19 protein-coding genes are annotated in these 25,324 nt (G+C 66.8%); 6 read left to right on the plus strand and 13 right to left on the minus strand.

Annotated features, from left to right (window positions below; genetic code table 11):
• Positions 1-40: 40 nt before the first annotated feature.
• Positions 41-3,361: an Rne/Rng family ribonuclease gene (locus Q0P60_RS03395; RefSeq protein ID WP_294988223.1), complete on the plus strand. Its 3,321-nt coding sequence runs from the start codon at positions 41-43 to the stop codon at positions 3,359-3,361.
• Positions 3,362-3,511: 150 nt separating this feature from the next.
• Here the strand turns inward: Q0P60_RS03395 and Q0P60_RS03400 are convergent, their stop codons facing one another.
• The 10 genes from Q0P60_RS03400 to Q0P60_RS03445 form a co-directional block, all read right to left on the minus strand.
• Complete coding sequence (locus Q0P60_RS03400; protein ID WP_294988225.1) at positions 3,512-4,390, minus strand: endonuclease/exonuclease/phosphatase family protein; 879 nt, start codon at positions 4,388-4,390, stop codon at positions 3,512-3,514.
• 2 nt (positions 4,391-4,392) lie between these two features.
• Positions 4,393-7,560 carry a discoidin domain-containing protein gene (locus Q0P60_RS03405; RefSeq protein ID WP_294988227.1) on the minus strand — a complete coding sequence of 1,056 codons (3,168 nt, stop codon included), beginning with the start codon at positions 7,558-7,560 and terminating at the stop codon, positions 4,393-4,395.
• Positions 7,557-8,393 (minus strand): carbohydrate ABC transporter permease, encoded by an 837-nt coding sequence (locus tag Q0P60_RS03410; protein WP_294988229.1) that lies wholly within the window; start codon positions 8,391-8,393, stop codon positions 7,557-7,559. Before Q0P60_RS03410 ends, Q0P60_RS03405 begins: the two co-directional genes overlap by 4 nt.
• The gene (locus Q0P60_RS03415; protein ID WP_005410323.1) at positions 8,390-9,271 is read right to left on the minus strand and encodes a sugar ABC transporter permease; all 882 of its coding nucleotides are present in this window, start codon (positions 9,269-9,271) and stop codon (positions 8,390-8,392) included. Before Q0P60_RS03415 ends, Q0P60_RS03410 begins: the two co-directional genes overlap by 4 nt.
• Positions 9,268-10,608 carry a sugar ABC transporter substrate-binding protein gene (locus Q0P60_RS03420; protein ID WP_294988232.1) on the minus strand — a complete coding sequence of 447 codons (1,341 nt, stop codon included), beginning with the start codon at positions 10,606-10,608 and terminating at the stop codon, positions 9,268-9,270. Before Q0P60_RS03420 ends, Q0P60_RS03415 begins: the two co-directional genes overlap by 4 nt.
• 4 nt (positions 10,609-10,612) lie before the next feature.
• Positions 10,613-12,217 (minus strand): glucoamylase family protein, encoded by a 1,605-nt coding sequence (locus Q0P60_RS03425; RefSeq protein ID WP_294988234.1) that lies wholly within the window; start codon positions 12,215-12,217, stop codon positions 10,613-10,615.
• Between the two features lie 249 nt (positions 12,218-12,466).
• Entirely contained in the window at positions 12,467-15,547 is a 3,081-nt protein-coding gene (locus Q0P60_RS03430) for a TonB-dependent receptor (protein ID WP_294988236.1), read from the minus strand.
• Positions 15,548-15,623: 76 nt separating this feature from the next.
• On the minus strand, positions 15,624-16,661 hold the full coding sequence (locus Q0P60_RS03435) for a LacI family DNA-binding transcriptional regulator (RefSeq protein ID WP_099551832.1): 1,038 nt from the start codon (positions 16,659-16,661) through the stop codon (positions 15,624-15,626).
• 149 nt (positions 16,662-16,810) lie between these two features.
• The gene (locus tag Q0P60_RS03440) at positions 16,811-17,062 is read right to left on the minus strand and encodes a BolA family protein (protein ID WP_294988492.1); all 252 of its coding nucleotides are present in this window, start codon (positions 17,060-17,062) and stop codon (positions 16,811-16,813) included.
• Positions 17,063-17,082: 20 nt separating this feature from the next.
• On the minus strand, positions 17,083-17,382 hold the full coding sequence (locus Q0P60_RS03445) for a YciI family protein (protein ID WP_294988495.1): 300 nt from the start codon (positions 17,380-17,382) through the stop codon (positions 17,083-17,085).
• Between the two features lie 375 nt (positions 17,383-17,757).
• Here Q0P60_RS03445 and Q0P60_RS03450 point away from each other — a divergent pair, with 375 nt between their 5' ends.
• Genes Q0P60_RS03450 through Q0P60_RS03460 form a run of 3 tightly spaced genes read left to right on the plus strand, consistent with a single transcriptional unit; the run spans position 17,758 to position 21,149 of the window.
• The gene (locus Q0P60_RS03450) at positions 17,758-18,663 is read left to right on the plus strand and encodes a ScpA family protein (protein ID WP_294988239.1); all 906 of its coding nucleotides are present in this window, start codon (positions 17,758-17,760) and stop codon (positions 18,661-18,663) included.
• A 13-nt stretch (positions 18,664-18,676) separates the two neighbouring features.
• A complete protein-coding gene (gene scpB / locus Q0P60_RS03455) occupies positions 18,677-19,552 on the plus strand; it encodes an SMC-Scp complex subunit ScpB (protein WP_294988241.1) in 876 nt (291 codons plus the stop codon).
• Entirely contained in the window at positions 19,545-21,149 is a 1,605-nt protein-coding gene (locus tag Q0P60_RS03460) for a pseudouridine synthase (protein WP_294988243.1), read from the plus strand. Before scpB ends, Q0P60_RS03460 begins: the two co-directional genes overlap by 8 nt.
• A 146-nt stretch (positions 21,150-21,295) precedes the next feature.
• On the opposite strand, the gene Q0P60_RS03465 is transcribed toward Q0P60_RS03460, so the two are convergent.
• From Q0P60_RS03465 to Q0P60_RS03475, 3 genes are all read right to left on the minus strand, one after another.
• A complete protein-coding gene (locus Q0P60_RS03465) occupies positions 21,296-21,730 on the minus strand; it encodes a hypothetical protein (protein ID WP_294988245.1) in 435 nt (144 codons plus the stop codon).
• Between the two features lie 106 nt (positions 21,731-21,836).
• The gene (locus tag Q0P60_RS03470; protein WP_294988247.1) at positions 21,837-22,643 is read right to left on the minus strand and encodes an amidohydrolase; all 807 of its coding nucleotides are present in this window, start codon (positions 22,641-22,643) and stop codon (positions 21,837-21,839) included.
• Positions 22,644-22,657: 14 nt separating this feature from the next.
• Positions 22,658-23,806 carry a pyridoxal phosphate-dependent aminotransferase gene (locus Q0P60_RS03475; RefSeq protein ID WP_294988249.1) on the minus strand — a complete coding sequence of 383 codons (1,149 nt, stop codon included), beginning with the start codon at positions 23,804-23,806 and terminating at the stop codon, positions 22,658-22,660.
• 187 nt (positions 23,807-23,993) lie between these two features.
• Between Q0P60_RS03475 and ccmA the strand changes: the two genes are divergently transcribed.
• Together ccmA and ccmB are read left to right on the plus strand one after the other, a co-directional pair.
• Positions 23,994-24,623, plus strand: coding sequence for a heme ABC exporter ATP-binding protein CcmA (gene ccmA / locus Q0P60_RS03480; protein ID WP_005413987.1), 630 nt, complete (start codon positions 23,994-23,996; stop codon positions 24,621-24,623).
• The gene (ccmB, locus tag Q0P60_RS03485; RefSeq protein ID WP_032129785.1) at positions 24,620-25,315 is read left to right on the plus strand and encodes a heme exporter protein CcmB; all 696 of its coding nucleotides are present in this window, start codon (positions 24,620-24,622) and stop codon (positions 25,313-25,315) included. The genes ccmA and ccmB overlap by 4 nt, the downstream gene beginning before the upstream one ends.
• Positions 25,316-25,324: the final 9 nt, after the last annotated feature.

Consider the following 25,324-nt stretch of genomic DNA (forward strand, 5'->3'; position numbering starts at 1 on the left):
ATGGCGTTCCGCGCGGTAGCCGCTTGCGAGGAACGCAACAATGAAGCGAATGCTGATCAACGCCACGCAGGCTGAAGAGCTGCGTGTTGCCATCGTGGATGGCCAGTCGTTGTATGACATCGACATCGAACAGCCGTCGAAGGAACAGAAGAAGTCCAACATCTACAAGGGCCGGATCTTCCGCATCGAGCCCTCGCTGGAAGCGGCCTTCGTCGAATACGGTGGTGGCCGCCATGGCTTCCTGCCGCTGAAGGAAATCTCCCGCGACTACTTCCAGGCCGGTGTCGACCACAACAAGGCCGGCATCCGTGAGCTGCTCAGGGAAGGCCAGGAAATCGTCGTCCAGGTCGACAAGGAAGAGCGCGGCAACAAGGGCGCTGCCCTGACCACGTTCATCTCGCTGGCCGGCCGCTACATGGTGCTGATGCCGAACTCGCCGAGCGCGGGCGGTGTCTCCCGCCGCATCGAAGGCGAAGACCGGGCGGCACTGAAGGACGCCCTGGACAAGCTGAACATCCCCGACGACATGGGCGTGATCATCCGCACCGCCGGCGTCGGCCGCGATGCCGAAGAGCTGCAGTGGGATCTGGACTACCTGCTCAACGTCTGGCGTGCCATCGCCGAAGCGGCGCTGAGCAAGCCGGCCCCGTTCCTGATCTACCAGGAATCGCGCCTGATCGTGCGCGCCCTGCGTGACTACCTGCGCGCCGACATCGGCGAGATCCTGGTGGACACCGAGGAGATGTACGAGCACGCCCGCGAGTTCATGCAGCAGGTGATGCCGCAGACCCTGCGCAAGCTCAAGCATTACAAGGACGACATCCCGCTGTTCAACCGCTTCCAGATCGAATCGCAGATCGAAGGCGCCTACGAGCGCAACGTGCGCCTGCCGTCGGGCGGCTCGATCGTGGTCGACCAGACCGAAGCGCTGACCGCGGTCGACGTGAACTCCTCGCGCGCCACCAAGGGCAGCGACATCGAGGACACCGCGTTCCAGACCAACCTGGAGGCCGCCGAGGAAGTGGCCCGCCAGCTGCGCCTGCGTGACCTGGGCGGCCTGGTGGTGATCGACTTCATCGACATGGCCTCCAACAAGCACCAGCGCGAGGTCGAGAACCGCCTGGCGAACGCGCTGAAGTACGACCGTGCGCGCGTGCAGGTCGGCCGCATCTCGCGCTTCGGCCTGCTGGAAATGAGCCGCCAGCGCCTGCGTCCGAGCCTGGGCGAATCCAGCCAGATCGTCTGCCCGCGTTGCGACGGTCACGGCCGCATGCGCAGCGTCGAATCGCTGTCGCTCTCGATCATCCGCGTTGCCGAAGAGCATGCGATGAAGGAGAACACCGGACAGGTGCTGGTGCAGGCCCCGGTGGAGATCGCCAATTACCTGCTGAACGAAAAGCGCAGCGCCCTGCGTGAGATCGAACAGCGCCACGAAGCGCCGATCGTGATCGTCGCCGACGAGCAGCTGCACACCCCGCACTACACCGTGACCCGCCTGCGCGAGAACGAGCTGGGTGAAGAGAGCAACAAGCCCAGCTACCAGCGCGGCACCCCGCGCAAGCTGCCGGTGCATGCACTGACCAAGGGCCAGCTGAACATCCCGCCGCCGGCGGTGACCCAGGTCAAGCACACCTCCCCCGCCCCGGTGCGCGAGGAAGCGGAGCCGGCCGCAGCCGCTCCGGCTCCGGTCGTTGCAGCGCCGGTGGCCGCAGCCCCGAGCGGCGGCGTGATCGGTTGGCTGAAGCGCGTGTTCGGTGGCGAACCGGCACCGGCACCGGCACCGGCAGCTCCCGCTGCCCGCCAGCCGCAGGACGGTGGCCGCAAGGACCGCAACAAGGATCGCAACAAGGACCGCAAGGACCGTCGCGACGACACCCGTGGCAACGCTGGCAATGGCAACGCCCAGCCGCAGAAGGACGGCGGCAACCGCAAGGACCGCGGTGAGCAGCGCAAGGATGGCCGCAACGGCAACAACGGCAATGCCCAGCAGCAGCCGCAGCAGGGCAAGCAGAAGGATGCGCAGCAGAAGGATGGCCAGCAGCAGCCGCAGCAGAACAAGCCGCGCAACGAGCAGCAGGGCCAGAACCCGCAGCAGCAGCCGAAGCTGAAGCAGCCCAAGCAGCCGCGCCCGCAGCAGGACGGCGACAAGCCGGCCGAGAAGCCGCAGCGCAACGCCGCCGAAGCCCCGGCCGAAGCCGTGACCGCCGCTGCGGCCGTGGCGGCTACCGCGGTCGCCGCCAATGCGGTGACCGCGCAGGAAGCCACCGCACCGGCAGCTCCGGTTGCCGTGGCTCCGGCTGAGGCCGCAGCACCGCTCGACGCCGTTGCCAATGCCGGCAACGAAGCCGAGGCGGGTGTCGTGGCCGCTGAAGAGGCTGCAACCGACGCCAACGGTGATCAGGCTGGCGAAGGCGCAACCCGCCGTCGTCGTGGCCGCCGTGGTGGCCGTCGTCGTCGTCGCGGTGGCGCCGAGAACGCCACTGGCAGCGACGCGCTGGGCGATGACCAGGACGACGGTGACGAAGGCGATGACGCCGAAGGCGCCGAATCCAACCTCGACAGCACCGCTGGAAACGCTGCGGTCAGCGCTGCACAGCCGGCCCGTTCGCAGCCGGAGTTCGACTTCGACGACGAAGCCGAGCCGGCCGCTGGCGAGAACAGCAAGCCGGTCCGCGCCGCCGCTGCGGCGGTCGCCGCGCCGGTCGCAGTGGTGAGCAGCACCGTGGTCGACGCTACCGCACCGGTCGTGGAGGAAGCGCAGGCTCCGGTGGACGCTGCAGCCAAGGCCGAAGCCGTGTCCTCGCCGGTGCAGACCAGCATGCTCGACGCCATCGATGCCGCGACCCCGGCCCAGCCGGTGGCCGTTGCGGCCCCCGTGGTTGAAGCGAAGCCGGTTGCCACCGAGGCCGCACCTGTTGTGGAATCGAAGCCGGCCGTGGTTGAGGCGGCTCCGGTGGTCGAGGCGAAGCCGGTCGTGGCCGAAGCTGCACCGGTCGCGGAATCGAAGCCGGTCGTGGCTGAGGCGGCTCCGGTGGTCGAGGCGAAGCCGGTTGTGGCCGAAGCTGCACCGGTGGTGGAATCGAAGCCGGTCGTGGCTGAGGCGGCGCCGGTGGTCGAGGCGGCTCCGCTGGCTGAAGTGAAGCCGGTCGTTGAAACCGCGCCGATCGTCGAACAGCCGGTCGCCCCGCTGGCGGTGGAAGCCGCGCCGGTGGAAGCCGCTGCACCGGTCGCCGAGGCGGTGGTGACGCCGTCGATCGCGCCGATCGCCGATGGCCATGCCGATGCCGCCGCACAGGCAGCCGAAGCCAAGGCCGACGAAGAAGACGAAGAGGCTGCCAAGCGCACGCCGCCGGCCAACTGACCGGCCTTCGCAACGGCAGTAACACGCGGCGGGGATCGATGATCCCCGCCGTTTTTGCATGTGAGCCCCGGTAGATGCCGACCCTGGTCGGCGCTGCCAGCGGTATCGCGGCCAACCAGGGTTGGCCGCTACCACGCGGCGGTGTGTGCCTCAGGGCGTGGGCGCGAACTGCAGCCGGGTCCACACACCGTAGTGGTCCGAGGCCCAGCGACCACTGTCGTCGGGCTGATCGAACAGGATCTCGGCTTCGCGCGCCACCATCGCGTCCTGCTGGAAGAAGATGTGGTCGATCCGCGATGGAGCCTGGTAATAGTGGCGGTTGAGCGTACTGACCCCGGCCAGGTCGGTATTGACGTGCACGCTGCCGTAGCTGTCACCATAGCGGCTGCGCAGCTCGCTCAGGTCGCCGGCATCCACCAGCGCATTGAAGTCACCGGCGATCACCACCGGTGCCCCGGCCGACGTTGCGGCAATGAAACGCAGCAGGTCCTCGACCTGGGTGCGACGGATGCGCTGTCCGCTGTCGTCGCTGCGCTCGTTGAGGTGGGTGGCGTAGACATTCACCGGCCTGCCATCGACATCGATGCGAAGGTGCGCCACGGTGCGGTAATCATCCAGAGGCTGCAGCAGATGATCCCCCTGGGCAAGGATCGGGCGCCGGGTCAACAGTGCATTGCCGTAACGCTTGGGCGCGCCGACCGGATCGGTCGACACGAATACGTACCGGTAGCCGAGCTGGCTGGCCAGCCACTGCGCCTGGTTGCGTACGTTGCGGCGCTGGATTACTTCCTGCAGCGCAACCGCGTCCGGCTGCAGACGCTTGAGCTCGGCCAGGATGGCACGGCGACGGCTTGGCCAGTCCTCACGATCGTGGTGCAGGTTGAAGGTGACCATGCCCATGCCCGGCGCGCTGGCGGTCGCTGCCGCCGATGGCGCGGCTTGCGCCCACGCCAGCCCAGGCACGGCAAGCACGATCGCCAGCCCCAGGGCGCGCACCGACGTGCGCACCCTCGCCATCTGCTGTTTCATGGTTACGGCCCCTTGCGCTCGGCGCGGCGCAGCGCGCCCGGCACATCGATCTCGACGCGAGCCGGCAACTGGTGCACGTGCAGTTCCTTGTTGACCCACTCGACCTGCTCGCCGTTGACGGTGGCCTCGCCCGGATCACCGGCATACGGCCACGGCAGCACCACGCCGCCTGCCGGCGGCACCAGGCCGGCCTGCAGCTCCAGCAGCAGCTGCTTGTCGCTGCGCTGCAGGCGGTAGTTGAGCTGCCCCTGCGGCGTGCGCAGGCCCTGCACGGCGATGCCCTCGCCCTGCAGCCAGGCGGTCGGAACGCCCGCGGCCAGCACCAGCGCATCGTCGATGTCGCGGGTGTAGGCGAACATGTCCAGCGCCGAGCGCACGAAGTCCGAAGCGACCCAGGCATGCGGCAGGTCACCGACGAAGAACGGCTTGCGCGGCGTGCGCGACACCACCTCGGCCCACTGGTTCCAGGCCTGCGGCGCACGGTCCTTGAAGAAGAAGCCGGTGGCCTGCCAGGCGCGGTCGCGCCAGCCCAGGCGCACGAACGCCGCCACGTTGCGCCACTCGTAGGGCGTGTAGTCCTTCCATTCGCGCTTGCCATCGCGACGGGCGACGAATTCCTTCCAGTAGCGCTCGAAGGTCGCTTCCAGCGCCTGCTGCGGCAGGCGGCCCTGTTCTCCGCCAGGGGCCAGTGCGATGGTGGTCGAGGTCGCGTCGAAATCACCCAGCTCGGCCGAGCCGGGCAGATAGTCGATGTTGTGCTGCTGCATGGCCGACAGCAGCGAGGCCTGCAGGTCATCACGGAACTGGTCGCGCGATTCGGCGATCTGCATCGCCTCGACCTTGCCGAGCTGGGTCGCCAGCAATGCCGCATCCTTGTAGCCACGCAGCGCCCAGAAGTTGTCCCAGTACGAGTGCATCGGCTTGGCCGAATAGCCCTCGTGGCTGATCGAGGCCGGCATCATGCCGTAAAAGGCCGGGTTGCGGGCACGGTTCTCTTCGGTACGCTCGCTGCCGCGCAGCTTCTCCATGTAGGTGTAGGCGCCCTGCACATGCGGCCACATCAGCTCGACGAAGGTCGTGTCGCCGGTATAGCGCCCGTATTCGGCAATGCTGTAGATCAGCTCGCCATGACTGTCGTTCTCCGGCACCGGGTCGCTGCCGCGGGCATCGACGCAGCATGGCACCTTGCCGTTCTCGAACTGGTAGGGCGCGTACCAGTTGATGTAGTCGCGCACCGCATCACTGCGGCCCATCCGCAGCAGACCCTCGGAAATCATCGCGCCATCGCGGATCCAGCTGCGCGCATACGAGCGCGTGCCCGGCTGCAGGCGCGGCCCGACCCGTGAAATCAGCATGTGCGCGACGGCGGTACGCAGGGTATCGACCAGCGCCTGGCCGGCGGCCGGCACCTGCAGCGAGACCACGCCCAGCTTCTGCCGCCACTGCTCGGCCACCTGCGCCTGCGCCTTGCCCACATCCAGCGCCTTCGGCGTCCAGCCACCGGTCTGCGGCAGCACCACCGCCACTTCACGGCTCTGCCCCGGCTCCAGCTTGATGGTGTACAGCAACGCGCCCGAGGCCATGCCGGTGCTGTCCTTGACCGCAGTGGTGGCCGGGTACTTGCCGCTTTCCAGATGCATCACGTCGAGCTTGCCATCGAACGTGCTGGCAAAGCGCGCGTCCGGCGCCTGCAACGGGTAGATGCGCGGCTCACCGTTGACCCGGACCAGCTGGTCGCCGACATCCAGTGCATCGATGCGGCTGAAGCCTCCGACAGTATTGAGGAACTGGGTCGGCGGGTTGACCTGCCACGGGCGGATCGCCAGTGCCAGGGTGTATTCGTGTGCGACCTTGTCCGGGTTGCTCAACCGGTAGCGGCCGATCAGCTGCGCGCGCTCCGGGGTGCCCTGCACGAAACTGGTCACCGCCAGTCCGGCCTTCTCGTGCACCCAGTCGACATTGGCGATCGGCAGGTAGTGATCCTGCAGCGATTGGGTAATGGCCACCTTGGACCAGTCCAGCAGCTTGCCATCGAGGCGGATGAACGGCTCGATGCTGAAGCTGCCCTTGGCCGGCTCCAGTGCACCGTCTTCGCTGATCAGCGCCTGCTCCTGGCCACCATCGAGGCCAAGCAGGGTCCAGTACGGCTGCTCACCCACGTAGGCACGCGGCAACGCGCCGCGCGGCAGGTCGGCAGCCACCGAGGACAGGAACGCGTTCGGGGTGGCGGCAAAGGCCAGTGGCTTGAGCGCGATGTCACGGATGCCGTAACGCCAGTTCGGGCCATCCTGCAGGTCGAAGCGCACGTAGCGCGCATCGGTGTCCGGCAGCGCCAGCCAGTCACGGCCACCCGCGCCACTGGTCACCTCGCGCACGGTGCGCCAGTCGCGCCCGTCTTCGGAGGTACGCACGGTGTAGCGGCGCGCCTCCAGGTTCGGCAGCCAGTCAATCACCGCACCGCCGATCTCGCGGCTCTTGTGCAGGTCCAGGCTGATGGTCTGCTGCTTGACGCCACCACTGATCCAGAACGTATCGCTCTTGCCATCGATCATGCGGTCCTGCAGCGCGGTAGCGGTATCGGCAATCACCGACGGCTGCAGCGCCGACTCATCCTGCGGCGGCAGCCCCTGCAGGGTGAGCTTGTCGAAGCAGACCGTACCGCGCCCACCGACCTTGCTGTAGATGGTGAACTCGACCGCGGCGCTGCGCGTCATCTCCTTCTCGGGCGACGGCCCCCACGCCTTGTCGATCTGGCGCCGGCGGTACTCCACCGGCGTCCACGCCTTGGGGAAGCTGTAGCCGGGCCGGTTGACCCACCAGACGTTGTCGCCGCTGGCGTCGATCAACTTGAACTGCAGGTCGTTGCCCGGCGAGTCGCCACGCAGCTGGAAGCCGAAACGGTAATTGGCCGGATAGGAGATGTTCAGTCCGCGGCGGATGCCGACGTAGCCGGAGACCTCATGGAAGTCGTAATCCAGGCACAGCGCACGGCCACCGCCGACGCCACTGACCGGCCGCAGCGAACCGCTCACCTGGTCGGACAGCACCAGCGTCCAGGCACCGACGTCGTCGAAATCGTCCAGCACCTTCGGTGCCGGCAGCGCCGGAGGTGCGGCGATCGCCAGGGAGGTCCACAACAGGCCCAGTCCAACGGCGATCGCTCGCTTCATCCCTTGACGCTCCCCAGCAACAGACCTTGGATGTAATACCGCTGCAGCACCAGGAACAGCGCCAGCACCGGGACCACGGTGACCACCGCGCCGGCCATCATCATTTCCACGTCCATGATGTGCTCGCGCGAGAGGGTGGCCAGCGCCACCGGCAAAGTGTAGTGCTCCTGGTCGGTCAACACGATCAACGGCCACATGAAATCGTTCCATGCCCCCATGAAGGTGAAGATCGCCAGGGTCACCAGCACCGGCTTGAGCATCGGCAGCACGATCTGGAAGAAGATGCGCAGCTCCCCTGCCCCGTCGATGCGGGCCGCTTCCAGCAGTTCGTCCGGGATCGAACGCGCGTACTGGCGCACCAGGAAGATGCCGAACACGCTGGCCAGCGCCGGCACGATCACGCCACCGAAGCTGTTGACCAGCCCCAGCTGCTTCATCAGCAGGAACAGCGGCAGCATCGCCACCTGCGCCGGGATCACCAGCGCCGCCATCAGCACCTGGAACAGGCGCTCGCGGCCAACGAAGTTCAACTTGGCGAACGCGTAACCGGCCATGGTGTTGAGCAGCAGCGAGCCGATCGTGATGCCCAGCGAGACCAGCAGGCTGTTGGCGAAGTTGCCGCCCATGCCGGTACGCGCGAACAGCTCATGGTAGTTGTGCGTGGTCACATGCGAAGGCAGCAGCGGCGGCGGGAAATGGCTCGCCTCGCCCTGCGGCATGAACGAGACCGAGACCATCCACAACAGCGGCGCCAGGCTGACCAGGGCCAGCACCAGCAACGCTCCGTTGATCCACCACGGGTGCCAGCGCGACTGGCCGATTTCACGACTCATACCAACTGCCTCTTGCGGCCAAAGCGCAGCATCACGGTGGTCACCGCCAGGATGATCAGGAACAGCAGGAACGCCACCGCGGAGGCGCGTCCCAGGTTCCACCACTTGAAGCCTTCCTCGAACATGAAATACAGCACGCTGACGGTGCTCTGCAGCGGGTCGCCACGGGTCATCACGTACGGCTCGGCGAACAGCTGGAAGTAGCCGGATACGGTGATCACGCCGACCACCAACAGCACCGGGCCGAGCATCGGCAGGGTGATGTGCAGGAACTGCTTCCAGCGCGAGGCGCCGTCGATGCGTGCGGCCTCGTACAGGTCATGCGGGATCGCCTGCAGGCCGGCCAGGAAGATCACCATGTTGTAGCCGAAGTTCTTCCACACCGCGAACAGCATGATGGTCGGCATCGCCCAGTTCGGATCGCCCAGCCAGTCGATCGGGCTGATGCCCAGATGGCCCAGGCCGTAGTTCACCAGGCCATAACTGGTATGGAACAGGTAACGCCAGATCACCGCCACCGCCACCAGCGTGGTGACCACCGGAGCGAACAGCGCGGTGCGGAACAGCGCCTTGAAGCGCGCGGCCGGTGCGTTGAGCAGCATCGCCGCGCCCAGCGACACGCCGATCGACAGGGGCACGCCGATCAGCACGAAGTAGGTGGTGTTCCACAGCGACTTCCAGAACATCGGCGTCTGCAGCAGGTCGATGTAGTTGCCGAGGCCGACGAAGCGCAGGTTGCTGCTGTCAGCCAGCGCGTACAGGTCGAAGTCGGTCACGCTCAGCGCCAGCGCCGAGGCCACCGGCAGGCCGAAGAACACGCCCAGCACGATCAGCGAAGGGCCGGCGAAGATCCAGCCGGCAAGCGAAGTACGTTTCATTGCGCGCTCCCGGCGGCCACGGCACTGCTCGATTGCGGCGACGAAACGCGCTGCTGCAGGCGTTGTTGTTCATGCATCCAGCGGCGCTTGGCCAGCACCTTGTCCACCCGCTGGTCCAGTTCGTCCACGGCCTTGTCCTGCGGCAGGCCACCGCGCACCACCTTCTCGGTGACGATGCGCATTTCCTGCACGATGCGCTCCCATTCCAGCACCTTCGGCGTCGGCTTGACCCGCTCCAGCTGGTCTCGGAAGGCCGCAGCCAGCGGATCGTTGGCCAGCGACGGCGCACTCCAGGTGCTGCGGCGCGGCGGCAGGTCGCCGATGATCGAGTGGAAGCGCGCCTGGATTTCCGGCCGCGACAGGAACTCGATCAGCTTCCAGGAAGCTTCCTTCTGCTGCGATTTACGGAAGATCACCAGGCTGGTGCCGCCCGCGATGCCCGCGCCCGGACCGTCCGGGCCCGGCAGTGCGGCGGTACCCCACTGCCCTTCCAGCTCCCTGGGCTGCAGCTTCTTGAATTCGCGGATGTTCCAGGGACCGGAAATATAGAACACGTTGAAACCGCGGAAGAACTCGTCCCAGACATTGGAGATCTGGGTCTCGGACATCTTCGGCGCCCAGCCCTGCTCGAACATGTTGGCGTAGAACGCCAGCGTGCGGCGGAACCCGGGGCTGGCGAAATTGCCGCGGGTGTCGTCATCGCGCAGCAGCGGATCGGGTTGCTGCAGCGCCAGCGACAACTGCTGCTCGAACTCGTTGATCGGCATCAGCACGGCATAGCGGTTCGGCCCCTGCATGCGCTTGATCGCCGCCATCTGCTCATCCCACTCCTGCCATGTGCGCGGCGGGTGGTCGTAGCCGGCCTTGGCCAGCAGGTCCTTGCGGTAGTAGATCAGGCGGGTATCGACGTACCACGGCACGCCCACCAGCTCACCGTGGATCACATTGGTATCCCAGATACCCTGGAAGTAATCCTTGGGATCGACCACGCGCGAATGCTGCACGAACGGCTGCAGCGGGGTCAGTGCATCGAGCTCGGCGAACTCCGGTACCCAGGTATTGCCGAGCTGGCATACATCCGGCAGGCCATCGGCGGCGAACGCGGTCAGCAGCTTCTCGTGCGCGGCCGTCCACGGGATGTTCTGCACATCCACCTTGATGCCCGGGTTCTCGGCCTCGAACTCGTGGATCAGTTCGCTGACCACCTCGGCTTCGCGACCCATTGCCCAGAAGCGCACGGTGGTGGTGCCCGGCTCGGTACGGGCGCAGCCGGCCACGGCCAGCGCGGCCAGGGCGGGCAGCGCCCAGCGGCGCAGGCGGTCGGTCCAGTTCGGCATCGGGTTACTTGCCCTGGCCTGTGTTGCGGTTGGCATTGTTCTTCTGTTCCTGCGCGGCAGCCGCGCGTGATTCGGCGATACCCACCGCGCGTGCCGCCGCGGCCTTTTCGTCCTTCTGCAGTTCCAGCGGCTGGAACGAGCCTTCCGGCGCCAGCCAGCCACCACTGAACCCGGCCCGCTGCAGGCCCTTGCGGATATACGGGTTCTTCTTCATCACCTCCCACACGAAGTCATTCCGGTAGTTGGCGATCATGGTCAGGATCGGGCCCTGGTCGATGGCGATGTAATCACTGGCGACCCAGCCGCGGTCCGGCACCAGGCGGCCGGTCTTGATCGGGATGTCGTAGTTGAAGCTGGGGTTGAATGAATCCAGGAAGCCGTAGCTGGAATAGATGTAGTCGCCATAGCGCTTGTGCATCTCCAGGGTGGCCGGGATCACCTGCTCGGGCGCGAACACCACCGAGGCGATCGCCGCGGTCGGGGCGATGGTGCCGTCATCGAAGTTCTCGCGCAGGCCGGCGCCGCGCGAGGAATAGTGGCGGAACTGGCGTTGCTCGCCCCGGTAGTCCTGCGTGGTGTTCTGCGGGCCATCGCTGGCGGTCAGGCCCCACACGTTCTCGCCATAGTCCTTCCACTGCATCGGGTTGGCGATGGCGTACTCGCGCTGGGCCAGCGCCGCGGAGCGGCTGTTGAGGAAATACGTGCTGCCGCGCTCACGCATGTACGCGTCCTGGATGTCGCGGAAATCGATCCAGACGTGGCTGTACTGGTGGCCGAACAGCGGGCCGAAGGACAGGTATTCCTGGCCCTGGTAGACGCCCCAGTCGTTGTCGTAGGTGCGCGTCCACACCGTCCACGCATCCGGGCTGACCGGGTGCGTCGGCGAGCCCAGGGCGAGGATGTAGACCATCATCGCCTCGTTGTAGCCCATCCAGTCGTGGTCGATGAAGCCGCTCTCCGGGAACCAGCCCATCGAAATCAGGGGCGCGCGCTGCTGCAGCCACGGCCAATCGACCTTCTTGTACAGGGTGTCGGCGATCTGCCGGATTTCCTTCTCGCGCGGGTCGTCGCCGTCGTAATACGACTGCGCGAACAGCACGCCCATCATCAGCAGCGCGGTGTCGACCGAGGACAGTTCAACCCAGCTGTCGTAGCGGCGGCCTTCCTGCATGTCCAGGAAGTGATAGTAGAAGCCCTTGTAGCCGGCCTTGCCGGTGCGCTGCGGGCCCATCGGCACGTCGCGGAAGAACTTCAGCGTGGTCAGCGTGCGGTCGATCGCCTGGTTGCGGCTGACCCAGCCGTTCTCGATGCCGATCGGATAGGCGGTCAGCGCGAAGCCGACCGAGGCGATGCTGGCGAACGGCCGCGACGGATAGCGGTCCGGGGTCAGGCCGTTGATCTCGTTGGTGGTGTCCCAGAAGAACTGGAAGGTGCGGCGCTCGATGTCATCGAACAGCGGCGGCAGCTCCGGCTTCATCGGCCGCGGCGGGGCATCGGCCTCGATCAGGATCACCGGTGGCCGCGGCTTGGCAGGCTCCTGCTGGGCCGGCTGGCAGGCGGCCACGGCCAGGCTCAACGCCGCGGCGGACAACAGATGGCGTGCCTGCATGGCGCGATTCCTCCGGAGGTCTGATCGATGGGAAAGCATAACGTCCAATGATCTGAAATCGTTTACAAGGTGCACTGGAAAAAAACCACGAAAAACGTGGTTTGACACCGCGATCATTGCCCACGCCGCTGCCCCCTGGCCGGCAGCGGCGTGGGCAATGGACCGGCACGGAGCCGGCCATTGCCGTTTTCACGCAATCGATGCCGCCGGCGGACCGGCGGCATCAGGGGGTGCTTGCGGCGGGTCCGCTTAGAAGCGGAAGCCCACTTCCGCCTTGACCTGGCGCGGAGTGCCGATGATGTCACCGGTCTCGTTGTAGCTCACCAGCAGGCTGCCATCCTTCTTCACGTAGTTCAGGTTGGAGAAGTTGTCGAAGTTCAGCACGTTGATGATGTCGATACGTGCGTACAGTTCGGTGTCCCCTGCCAGCTTGAAGGTCTTGGTCGCCTGCAGGTCCAGCGAGCGGTAACCGAAGATCTTGCCGCCGAGCAGGAAGCGGCCATTGCCCGCCGGGAAGCCGGCGGCCGGGGTCGGCAGGCAGTTCGGGTTGCCGGCCTGTGCCACGCAGGACCAGTCGTTGCCCGCCACCGGGGTGGCCAGGGTCAGCTTGCCACCGAAGGTGATGCCCCAGAAGCCATCGTAGGAGCCGGTGACCACCAGACGGTGGCGCGGCGCGCCGTTGGACTTGATGTACGGGTATTCACCGATGGTGCCGCGATCGAACGAGTAATGCTCGTCGATGTTGCGGTTGTGGCGCGCAGTGGTCCAGGTGTAGGCGATCGAGGTGCCCCAGCCGCTTTCCTTGGTGTACGGCTTCTGCGCCGACAGCAGGATCTGGGTGGTACGGGTCTTGATGCCCTGCTGGCCGATGATCAGGCTGCCGAAGCCGGGGATGTTGCAGCCCCACGGCTGGCCGTAGGTCGGCTTCTCGGCACCACACAGCATCTGGTTGTCGAAGAAGTTGCCGTTGCGGAAGCGGTTGCCCAGCGTATAGGCGAAGCCATCGTAGGTGAGCGTGCGCGAGATGGTGGCGTCGGTCAGCCACTCGCCGATCTGGTTGCTCATGCCCAGGCTGAACTGGTCCGCGTAGGGCACCTTCAGGTTGTTGTTGAGCAGATCCACTTCCAGGCCTTCGTTGCTGGTGCTGCCCAGCAGGGCCTGCACGTTGCCGATGCCATTGAGCAGGTTCGGATTCCAGTCAAAGCACGGGTTCTGCCCGTACAGGCAGGCGCCGCTGCGCGGGTCGCGGAAGAATACGGTCGGCTGCGGCAGGGCCAGCTTGGTGGTTTCCAGCGCCAGGTAGTCGAACAGATCACGGTCGTAGGACCGGCCGGCACCACCATGGATCACGTGCTGCTCGTCGGCATTGATGTCATACGAGAAGCCCAGTCGCGGCTGCCAGGCATTCTTGAATGCCTTGCGGTTGTGGCCGTTGCTGATGTAATCGTTGATGTTCAGGCCGCTCAACGCGAGCGTCTGCGCGTAGCTCTGCCCGGCCGGGCCGTGCGGGTCCTGTGCATTCAGCGCGTTGACCACTTCCGGCGGAGTCACGAAGTCCAGGTAGGTCGGGTTCTTCTCGTAATCCCAGCGCAGGCCCAGGTTCAGCTGCAGGTGGTCGTTGACCTGCCAGTCGTCCTGGATGAACAGGCCGATCTGCGTGGTCTTCGAGCGCACTTCCGGCAACACGCCACTGACACCGGTGATCGGCTTGGTGAACTGCGCCTTGTACGGCGTATCAACGCCGAATTCCGGGTTGCCCACGGTGTAGTAGAACTGCGGATTGATCTGCTGCGCGTCGGAGGCGTACAGATTGATCTTCTTGTACTTGGCGCCCATCTTGATGGTGTGGTCGCCCGCCCACTGCAGGCCATCCAGGGTCAGGTTGTCTTCGATCGACCAGCCCTTCTGGCCCTTCACCTGCGAGGCGAAGGCGCTGGCACCACCGATTTCCACAATGGTGCGTTCCTGCGGGGTGTTGCCGTCGATGTCACGGCCGTCCGGCGCGGTGTACACGTAGCCGTTGCCCAGGGTCAGCGGCAGCGGGTTGTTGAACGACTTCTCGTGGGTGACCATCAGCTCGTTGTAGAAGCGCTCACCACTGTGATTCCAGCGCAGCGCGAAACGACGGTCCGTGTTGTCAGTGATCTTGCCGTGTTCCTTGGAGGTCTGGTCACTGAACTGCTGCTGGTTCTCGTCGCGATCCTGGACCGTGAACTCGATGCGGTCATTGTCGGTCGGCTCGACGTCGATCTTGGCGAAGATCAGGTCCTGCTGGAACGGCTGGCTGGCCGGCCCCAGGCCGGCGGCGGCCGCCGCCGGCAGCTGCGAAGCAGCGCCGGTGACCGCACCGCTCGGGGCAATCGTCACCGGCAGGTCGAAGCGCTTGGCTTCGTAGGTCACGAAGAAGTGGGCCTTGTCCTTGATGATCGGGCCACCCAGCGCGAAGCCGTATTCCTTCTCGGCCGAATCTTCCTTGCGCTTGCCCGGCTGGCGTTCGGCCGGGGTCATCGCACGCATGCTTTCGTTGGTGTAACGGTAGAAGGTCTCACCCTTGAACTCGTTGGTACCGGACTTGGTCGCAGCCGTGATCGCGGCGCTGGAGACCTGGCCGTACTCGGCCTTGTAGTTCCCGGTGATGACCTTGTATTCACCAATGGCCAGCTGCGGGAACGGATTGCCGGCGCTGCCGGACTGGCCGGCCACGCCGCCGCCCTTGACGTAGCTCTTCTGGCCCACGCCGTCGATGTAGACGTTGGTGCCGTCGGCATTGGTCGCGCCGCTGCGCAGCGACGTGTTGCCCTTGGCGTCGCGGGTGAAGATCATGCCCGGCACCGCGTCGGCGAACTCCAGGAAGTTGCGCGACACCTGCGGCGTGGTCTGGATCTGCTGCAGGCTGACGGTCTTGCCGACTTCGGAGGTGCGCACTTCCTGCAGCAGGGTCGGCGCGACGACGTTGACGGTATCCAGGTTGGTGGCTGCGGTCGCACTCGGGGTGCTGCTGGCAGCGCCGGCGAAGTTCAGGGTCGCGGTCGAGGCCACGGTGACGGTGACCTTCTGCGACTGGCCATTGGCGACCACGTCATAGGTACCCGGGTCCAGGCCCATCAGAGAGTAGCTGCCATCGGCACGGATGGTGCCGCGGCGGACGGTGCCGGTGGCGGTGTTGGTGGCGGTGACCTCGGTGCCAGCCTGGGCGCCGGAGACCTGGCCGCGAAGGCTGGCATTGGCCGACTGCGCCATGACGTTCGGAGCGGCGGCCAGCATCAGGCAGCTGACCAGCGCGGTGCTCAGCAGCCGGCGTGCCGGCGTGCGGAAGGTGGTGTGCATCATCAACTCAATCTCCGGGTGGCGGTGACCGCTTGCGCGGTCCCTGCGATCAATCAAAAAAGAAGGAACGCCTCTGGCTTCAACGGCCGGATGGCGGAGTGGTGGAATCGCGAACTATCAAGCGGGGAACCAGGGTCTGCTTGTCCCCTGCCCCATCCGTGGATGTGCCGTCCATCAACTGCATCAGGCGCGTCATGGCCCGATCGCCAAGCTCGGCGATGCTGACCTGCATGGTGGTCAGCGACGGGTGGACGAAACGCGCCAGTGGAATGTCATCGAAACCCGCCAGGGCGACATCGGACGGGACATGGACACCTGCCTGCGTGAACGCGTACAGGCAACCCAGGGCCATCATGTCGTTGGCGGCGAACACGGCATCGGGCAGCGCTCCGGCTGCCAGCAACTCCTGACCGGCACGATGGCCGGAAGCTTCGTCGAAATCACCGGGCAGCTCGATGCCTTCGGCGTCGCTGCCAAATGCCGCCAGCGCGTCACGGAAGCCGCGCAGGCGCTCGCGCGCGTCGAAGTTGAGGTCCGGGCCAGAAATGAACGCAATACGGCGGTGGCCGGCATCCAGCAGGTGGCGGGTCATCGCCATCGCGCCGGCATGGTCGTCGATGCTCAGCACCGGGTGGTCCTGCCCGGGCAGATAGGTGTTGATCAGCACCGTCGGCAGCGACTGCGGCAGGTTGTCGGTCAGGAAGCCGGGGCTCTCGGCGTAGGGCGAGAGCACCAGCAGGCCATCGACGCGGCCCCGCATGGCACGCAGGGCGGCGCCCTGCTGCTCCTGGTCACCGTGGTAGCTGGACACCAGCAGGTGCTGGCGGCGGTTGCGGGCAACGTTGTCGATGCCGCGCATCAGCTCGGAGAAGAATTCGCCGTACAGGTCGGGCAGGACCACGCCCACCGTGTTGGTGCGGCGACTGCTCAGGCTGCGGGCGGCGGCGTGCGGGGTGTAACGCAGCCGTGCGGCCACCTCCAGCACAAGCTGGCGGACCGGTTCGGCGACATTTTCATGCCCGTTGAGCGCGCGGGAAACCGTAGCCACGGAGACCCGGGCTTCGCGAGCGACATCTTTGATTGTGATAGCTGCCTTGTTCACGAAGCCGCCCTCCACGGCTTGGACCTACCAGCATTGGCGCGGAATGTAAGCGTTTCCATCTGGGCTTGTAAACAGTCCGTTAGGTGAATGTCCCGAAATGGACATGGAAATCTGTCCGTGGCGGCCTCCGCCGGAGACCTGCCAGGACACCGCGGGACAAGGGCTCAGCCTTGTTCTGACGGGGTCTGCGCGCGGATGGACAACGCGTGGATATCGGTCTCCATCATCGACCCCAGCGCGGCATAGACCGCGCGATGCCGGGCCAGCGGGCCCATTCCGGCGAACCGTTCGCTCACCACATGCACGTTGAAATGGCCGCGACCATCGCGCGCACCGGCATGGCCGGCGTGCCGGTGGCTGTCGTCCTCGATCTCGAGCCGGCTCGGGGCCAGCGCCTGCTGCAATGCATCACGCATCCGCTCGATGCGTTCCGCGTTCACGGCAGGACCTTGCGGAACGGACGCACCTGTACCCGCGTGTACACGCCTGCGGCCACATACGGGTCGGCATCGGCCCAGGCCTGGGCCTGCACCAGCGATTCGAACTGGGCGATCACCACCGAACCGCTGAAACCGGCCGGACCCGGGTCTTCGCTGTCCACCGCCGGGCACGGCCCGGCCAGCAGCAGGCGGCCCTGGTCACGCAGCGCGTGCAGCCGGTCCAGATGGTCCGGCCGCGCCTGCAGCCGCTGGGCCAGCACATCCTGGCCGTCATACCCTTCGATCACATACCACACCGGCATTTCCTCGCTTGCGTTGTCGGGTCCGCAGATTCTAGCCAATGCGGCCGCGGTCCCGGTCCGGCTGGACACTGGCGCAACAAAGGCTTACCCTAGAGTCCATTGCACGTGGCTGGATGCAGCAGCCCGTCGGTTTTTGCGGCCAACGCAGCCCCCGACGACCGATCCGCTGCTTCAAACCGGACCACCCGACCGGGCCACGTAGACGACCTCCCCGTAGTTCCGTCGCTGCCGTTTACTGCGGCGCGTCCTGCTGTTTTATATGTGTGGAATCGCGCCGATCCCGGCGTGTCTGGTGCCCTGGGGCTCCGTGGCGTTGGCCCGGCGAACCCGGTGCCGCGACTGGTCCGTTGCAATCCTGATGTCCATTAGATGACTTCCGAACTCGCGCTCGACGCGAACCCGCCAACCCGGCCGCCCGCCCCCCAGCAGCAGGAAATGCCGCTGGCCGTGGTGCATGGGCAACCGGTCCTGCAGATTCCGCAGGACCTGTACATTCCGCCGGATGCGCTGGAAGTCATCCTGGATGCCTTCGAAGGTCCGCTGGACCTGCTGCTGTACCTGATCCGCCGCCAGAACCTGGACGTGTTGGACATCCCCGTGGCCGAGATCACCCGGCAGTACGTGGAATACATCACCGTGATGCGCGAGCTGCGCTTCGAGCTGGCGGCCGAGTACCTGGTGATGGCCGCGATCCTGGCCGAAGTGAAATCGCGCATGCTGCTGCCGCGCCCGGTCAGCGAGGAAGGCGATGAAGCCGACCCGCGCGCCGAACTGGTGCGCCGCCTGCAGGAGTACGAACGCTTCAAGCAGGCCGCCGAGGACATCGACGCCCTGCCCCGCCAGGACCGCGACACCAGCCTGGCGCATGCCTTCATGCCCGAACGCGCCGCGGTGAAGCTGCCGCCGCCGGTGGACCTGAAGGAAATGCTGCTGGCCCTGCACGACGTGCTCAAGCGCGCCGAGCTGTTCAGCGGCCACGCCATCAAGCGCGAGGCACTGAGCGTGCGGCAACGCATGGGCGAAGTGCTGGGGCGCATGGAAGATGGCCGGTTCTATCGTTTTGAGAGCCTGTTCACCGCTGAAGAAGGCAAGCTGGGCGTGCTGGTCACGTTCCTGGCGGTGCTGGAACTGGCCAAGGAGCAGTTGCTGGACCTGGTCCAGGAAGAACCGCTGGCGCCGATCTACGTGAAGTCGCTGGCGGCCGGCAACACCAATGCCCCGCTGCAGTTCAGCAGCGAGTTCGACGACAACGACGCCGCCAACGAGAACGAGTGAGCGCTGCCTGCCGATGGACCAAACGCTGATCAACCGCATTGTCGAGGGTGCCCTGCTGGCCTCCAGCCAGCCGCTCACCCTGGCCCAGCTGAAGGACCTGTTCCCGGAAGAGGAACCAGCGCCGCCGGGCAGCATCGAACGTGCGCTGGAACGCCTGCGCGAAGCCTGCGAAGGCCGTGGCGTGGAGCTGGTCGAGGTCGCCTCGGGCTTCCGCTACCAGGTCACCGGCGAAGTGCATGGCTGGATCAGCCGGCTGTGGACCGAACGCAAGACCCGCTACACCCGTGCCACCCTGGAAACGCTGGCACTGATCGCCTACCGGCAGCCGATCACCCGCGGCGAGATCGAGCAGGTGCGCGGCGTGGCGGTCAGCAGCAACATCATCCAGGCCCTGGAAGAGCGCGAGTGGATCCGCGTGGTCGGCCACCGCGACGTGCCCGGCAAGCCGGCGCTGTTCGGCACCACCAAGGGCTTCCTGGACTACTTTGGCCTGAAGCGGCTGGACGAGCTGCCGCCGCTGTCGGAACTGAAGGACCTGGGCGAGCTGGAACCGCAGCTTGCCCTGGACCGCGACGCACCGGCCGCCGCCGGTGCCGACGGCCCGGACATCTCGGCCGGCGCCGATGGCGCTGCCGCGAACGATGACGCCGGCATTGCCGGCCGTGACACCCCCGATTCCGCCGACGCAGCCACTGCGCCGGCCTCCGATGAGCAAGCACCTTCGCCCTTCGATGATGGGCACCCCGATTCCGCGCCGGGCGAGCGCGCGGTGCCAGTGAACGAACGCGAAGACAACGCCGTCGCGATGACGACCGTGGCTGTTGACCAAGCCGATTCCGAACCAGAGGCCGACCTCGAAACCGTCGGCCGGAGCAAAACTGATGAGTGACACCCCTCGCAAGCTGTCGTTGAACAAGCTCTCGCTCAAGCGCGAAGCCACCTCCGAACAGTTCAAGTTGGAAGAACGCCTGCACAAGGTGCTGGCCCAGGCCGGCCTTGGCTCGCGCCGCGCGCTGGAACAGCGCATCGCCGAAGGCCTGGTCAAGGTCAACGGTGAAGTCGCGCAGACCGGCATGTCGGTCAAGAGCGGCGACAAGATCGAGCTGGACGGCCGCGGCTTCGTCGCCACCGCCCTGGCCGAGCCGTCGCGCGTGCTGGTCTACAACAAGCCGGAAGGCGAAGTGACCACCCGCGAAGATCCCGAAGGCCGCCCGACCGTGTTCGAGTCGCTGCCGCCGCTGAAGGGCGCGCGCTGGATCGCGATCGGCCGCCTCGACATCAACACCACCGGCCTGCTGCTGGCCACCACCGACGGTGAGCTGGCCAACGCCATGATGCACCCGTCGTTCGAGGTCGAGCGCGAGTACGTGGTGCGCGTGCGCGCGCCGGAAGGCGAGGAAAAGGTCTCCGACGCCATCGTCGACCGCCTCACCCGTGGCGTGGCGCTGGAAGACGGCCCGGCCAAGTTCGACGAGATCGAACGCATCGGCGGTACCGATTCGCACGACTGGTTCCGCGTCGTGGTGAAGGAAGGCCGCAACCGTGAAGTGCGCCGCCTGTGGGAGTCGCAGGGCTGCCAGGTCAGCCGCCTGAAGCGTACCCGCTACGGCAAGGTCAGCCTGCCGCGCGAACTGGCCCGCGGCCATTCGGTGGAACTGGGCACCGCGCAGGTGGAAGCGCTGCGCGCGCAGCTGAAGCTGGAAGAAGGCGCGCCGTCGGCGCTGACCCTGCAGCCGGTGATCGGCCAGCGCCGTGCCGCCAAGACCACCGTGCGCGTGCGCGAGGGTGGCCGTGGCAACGCCTACGTCAACGGCCACAACACCGCCGACGAAGGCCGCGAGCTGCGCCGTTTCGACACCCTGCGCGAAGACCGCGGCCGTGGCCGCGGCGGCAAGGGTGGCGGCTTCAAGGGCGGCCTGACGGTAAGCGGTGAAGCGGCGGCCAAGCAGTCGCAGAAGCCGTTCAAGCAGCGCGCTCCGAAGAACGACCGCTCGCTGCCGGAAGGCAACCCGGCGGCCTTCCGCACCTGGTACGTGCCGGACGGTGTCAGCACCGGCCCGAGCGGCCACCGCAACGCCGGTCCGGGCGCGCGCGGCCCGGGTGCCCGTGGTCCGGGTGCTGGCGGCCAGGGCCGTCCGTACGGCAAGCCGAAGGGTCCGGGCGCTGGCGCCGGTGGCGGCCAGGGTCGTGGCGGCGCCGGTGGCCAGGGCCGTCCGGCCGGCGGCGGCAACCGCTCGCAGGGCCAGGGCAACAAGCACCCGTATGGTCATCCGGGCAATGCCCCGAGCTTCCCGTCCGATCACGCCACGCCGGGCTTCAACCCGTATGGCAGCCCGAAGCCGGCTCAGGGCGCCCGTCCGGGCAGTCGCGGTCCGGGTGGCGGCAATCGCGGCCCCGGCGGTCCGGGTGGCAACCGTGGCCCGGGTGGCCCCGGCGGCAACCGCGGTCCGGGCGGCCCGCGCCGCAGCGGCCCGCGCGGCGGCTGATCGCTGAACCGCACCCATGAAAAACCCCGGCTCCGGCCGGGGTTTTTCGTAAAAAGGGGACGGAGGGGATTAAGTCGCTTTTGCCACTCGATACGTACAAGCGAGGCAAAAGCGACTTAATCCCCTCCGTCCCCTTTTTTGTGGGATCAGCGGCGGCTGAGGGTGAAGGCGGCGCCGTCCACGCCCAGGTCCCAGCCCCTGCCGGTACCGGACAGGGCCAGCGAGATGTCGCCCTTGGTCATTACCTGTGCGTTGCCGGATTTCACTGCACCGGCGTGCGCTCCTACCGATGCGTAGGTGCCCAGTAGCTCATCGACGCTGATCGCGCCGGTGAAACTGCCCCGCCCGTTGGTGATCTTCGACTTGCCCACGGTCAGGCCACCGCCCTTCATCCGGATGCGCACCGGCAGGCTCGCGCCGTTGCTGCAGGTCACCGTGCCGGTGCCGGAGGCGGTCTTGTAGATCAGCGACCAACCGGACAGGTTGTAGCGCAGTTCGCAATCGAGGTTGCCGGCAGCCTGCGCGACCGGGGCGAGCGCTGCGGCGGACAACGCCAGCAGCAGGGCAAAGGGCTTGTTCATGACAGGCGTTGTTCCAGTTCGGTCGGGCTGGCAGCGAATCCAGCAGCGTCGGCGTGCACGCTGGAGCAGGTGCACGCACGGGTACGGACGGTGTTCAGGCCGCGACTCAGGCCGGATCATCCAGGTGGAAGGCATCGGCATCGAGCATCGCCGGGAAACGTGCACGGTGTGCAGCCAGCGCATCAGCCGAGAGGGTGGTGGTGACCACCTGCTCGCGCTCGCGGATCTCCACCTGCGGCTGGCCGAGGAAATCCAGCACTGCGCTGTCGCCGGCATAGTGCAGCTGGTTGCCGTCGACGCCGACGCGGTTGACCGCGGCCACGAAGCACAGGTTCTCGATCGCACGCGCACGCAGCAGGGTCTTCCACGCATAGGCACGCGCCGACGGCCAGTTGGCGACGAAGATCTGCAGGTCGAAATCCAGTTGCTGCGAACGCTCGACGTTGTAGCGGTTGCGGCAGAACACCGGGAACCGCAGGTCGTAGCAGACCTGCGGATTGATCCGCCAGCCCTTCCACTCCACGCACAGGCGGTCGCGGCCGGCCGCATAGCGCTCGTGCTCACCGCCATAGCGGAACAGGTGCCGCTTGTCGTAATGCTGCAGCTCACCCTCGGGCGTGGCGAACAGCAGCCGGTTGTACACACCTTCGCCATCGCGCAGCTGCACGCTGCCGATCACCGCGGCGTTCAATGCCTTGGCCTGCGCGCGCACCCAGGCCACGGTCGGCCCGTCCATGCCTTCGGCCTGGGCGATGGCGTCATTGGAGAAGCCACTGGTGAAGGTCTCGGGCAGGATCACCAGATCGGTGCTGCCGGCCAGCGGCGCCAGCAGCGCGCCGTAGTAGGCGCGGTTGCCGGCCGGGTCATGCCAGCGGGTGTCGCCCTGGATCAGCGAAATGCGCAGGTCCTGCATGTTCAGCCCTCCACTCAGAGCAGGCGCAGGCGTTCGATCGCCGCGTCCATCGTCGCTTCGTTCTTGGCGAAGCACAGGCGCACCAGGCGCTGGCCAGCCGGCGGATTCTCGTAGAACGGCGACAGCGGAATGGCGGTGACGCCCTTCTCGATGGTCAGCCACTTCACGAATTCATGGTCCGGCAGGTCGCTGATGGCCGAGTAATCGACCAGCTGGAAATAGCCGCCCGGAACCGGCAGCGCCTTCAGGCGGGTACTGGCGAGCTGCTCGCGGAAGCGGTCGCGCTTGGCCTGGTAGAACGCGCCCAGCTCCAGGTGGTGTTCCGGTTCGTCGCGGATCATCGCGGCGAAGCCATATTGCGCCGGGCCGAAGCTGGTGAAGGTGTTGTACTGGTGCACCTTGCGGAACTCGGCGGTCAGCACCGGCGGCGCGATCGCGTAGCCGATCTTCCAGCCGGTGCAGTGGTAGGTCTTGCCGAAGCTGGAGATGACGAACGCACGCTCGCGCAGTTCCGGATAACGCAGCGCCGATTCGTGGCGGCGACCGTCATAGATGATGTGCTCGTAGACTTCGTCGGAGATCAGGTAGATCTGCGTGCCGCGCAGCAGCTCGGCCAGCGCCTGCATGTCCTGCGCCGACAGCATCGCGCCGGACGGATTGTGCGGGGTGTTGACGATCAGCATGCGGGTGCGCGGGGTGATCGCCGCACGCACGCGGTCCCAGTCGACGGCAAACGTCTGCGGATCCAGCGCGACATGCACGGCCTTGGCGCCGGCCAGGTCGATCGCCGGCTCGTAGCAGTCATAGGCCGGGTCGAGCACGATCACTTCCTCGCCGGCGCGCACCACGGCATGGATCGCGTTGAAGATCGCTTCGGTGCCGCCGCTGGTGACGGTGATTTCGCTGTCGGCGTCGACCTGCGCGCCGTAGCAGTCCAGCGCCTTCTGCGCGATGGCCTGGCGCAACGGCGCCACACCGGTCATAGGCGGGTACTGGTTGAGGCCGGCGGCCATCGCCCTGGCGGTCTCGTCGATCAGGCGCTGCGGCGCCGAAAAGTCCGGGAACCCCTGGCCCAGGTTGACCGCGCCGTGTTCGGCGGCGAGCTGGGACATCACGGTGAAGATCGTGGTACCGACCTTGGGCAGCTTGGTGGTGGGTTGCATCGGCCTGGGCAATGGGGGGAACGGACCTGCGAGTTTACGCAATCCGCGCATCGGGAGTGCCGGCCGCTGGCCGGCACTCCGGCACAACCTGCGACGCTGGGTCGCGCCTGCCGGGCAGCGACCGGCACTACCCTGTGAATTCGCCGCTACAATTGCCACCGCACTCCGGCATGAAGACCCCTGCCCCTTGAACACCCCTGCATTGCTGGCCGCCAGCGGCCTGAGCTTCTCCCGCAATGACGAGCCGGTGTTCGGCCCGCTGGACTTCCATGTGGACGCCGGCGAAGCCCTGCTGGTGCAGGGCGGCAATGGCGCCGGCAAGACCACGCTGCTGCGCGTGCTGGCCGGCCTGGCCCGGCCCGGCGCCGGCCAGGTGCGGATCGACGGAAAGCCGGCCAGCAATGCCGAACGCGCGCGCTACGTCGCCTACCTGAGCCATCTGCCGGCGCTGAAGCCGGACCTGGACACGCTGGAGAACCTGCACTTCCTGTGCGGCCTGCACGGTCGGCGGGCGCGGCAGATGCCGGGCAACGCACTGGCCATCGTCGGCCTCGCCGGCTACGAGGACACCCTGGTCCGGCATCTGTCGGCCGGGCAGAAGCGGCGGCTGGCACTGGCCCGCATCTGGCTATCGCCGGCGCCCCTGTGGCTGCTCGACGAACCCTATGCCAACCTCGACCTGGAGGGCATCACCCTGGTCAACCGGATGATCTCGGCGCACCTGCGCGCAGGTGGCGCGGCACTGGTCACCACCCATGGCGCCTATGCCGCACCGCCGGTGCGCACCCGCCAGCTCGACCTCGGCGGTGCTGCATGATCGCGCCGGGCACCGAACCGGGCCTGTGGCAGACCGCCGCCGCCCTGCTCAAGCGTGACCTGCGCCTGCTCTGGCGTCGTCGCGGCGATGCCCTGCAGCCGCTGCTGTTCGCCGTGCTGGTGGTGGTGCTGTTCGCGCTGGCCCAGGGCCGCGAGCCGCAGCTGCTGGCGGCCACCGCCGGCGCCGTGCTGTGGCTGGCCGTGCTGCTGGCCGGCCAGTTGTCACTGGATTCGCTGTTCCGCTCCGATGCCGAGGACGGCTCGCTGGAGCAATGGCTGCTGGCGCCGGTTCCGCTGGCCTGGCTGGTGCTGGTGCGCGTGCTGCTGCACTGGGCCACCACCGCGTTGCCGTTGATCGTGGTCAGTCCGCTGCTGGCCGAAATGCTGCATCTGCCGCATGACCAGCTGCCGATGTTGCTGGCATCGTTGCTGCTGGGCACGCCGCTGCTGAGCCTGATCGGTGGCGTGGTCGCCGCGCTGACCGTAGGCATCCGGCGCTCTGGTATTCTCGTGGCGTTGCTGTCGTTGCCGCTGTATGTACCGGTGCTGGTGTTCGGTGCAGGCAGCCTGGCGGCAGCCGGGCGCGGGCAGGATCCGGTCGGTGCGCTGCTGATGCTGGGCGCCGGCCTGCTGGTCGCGCTGGTACTGGCGCCGCTGGCCACCGCTGCTGCAATACGTATTTCTCTGAGTTGACCGAGCTGA

Origin of the sequence: uncultured Stenotrophomonas sp. (assembly GCF_945952405.1) — a bacterium.
Taxonomy (GTDB): Bacteria; Pseudomonadota; Gammaproteobacteria; order Xanthomonadales; family Xanthomonadaceae; genus Stenotrophomonas.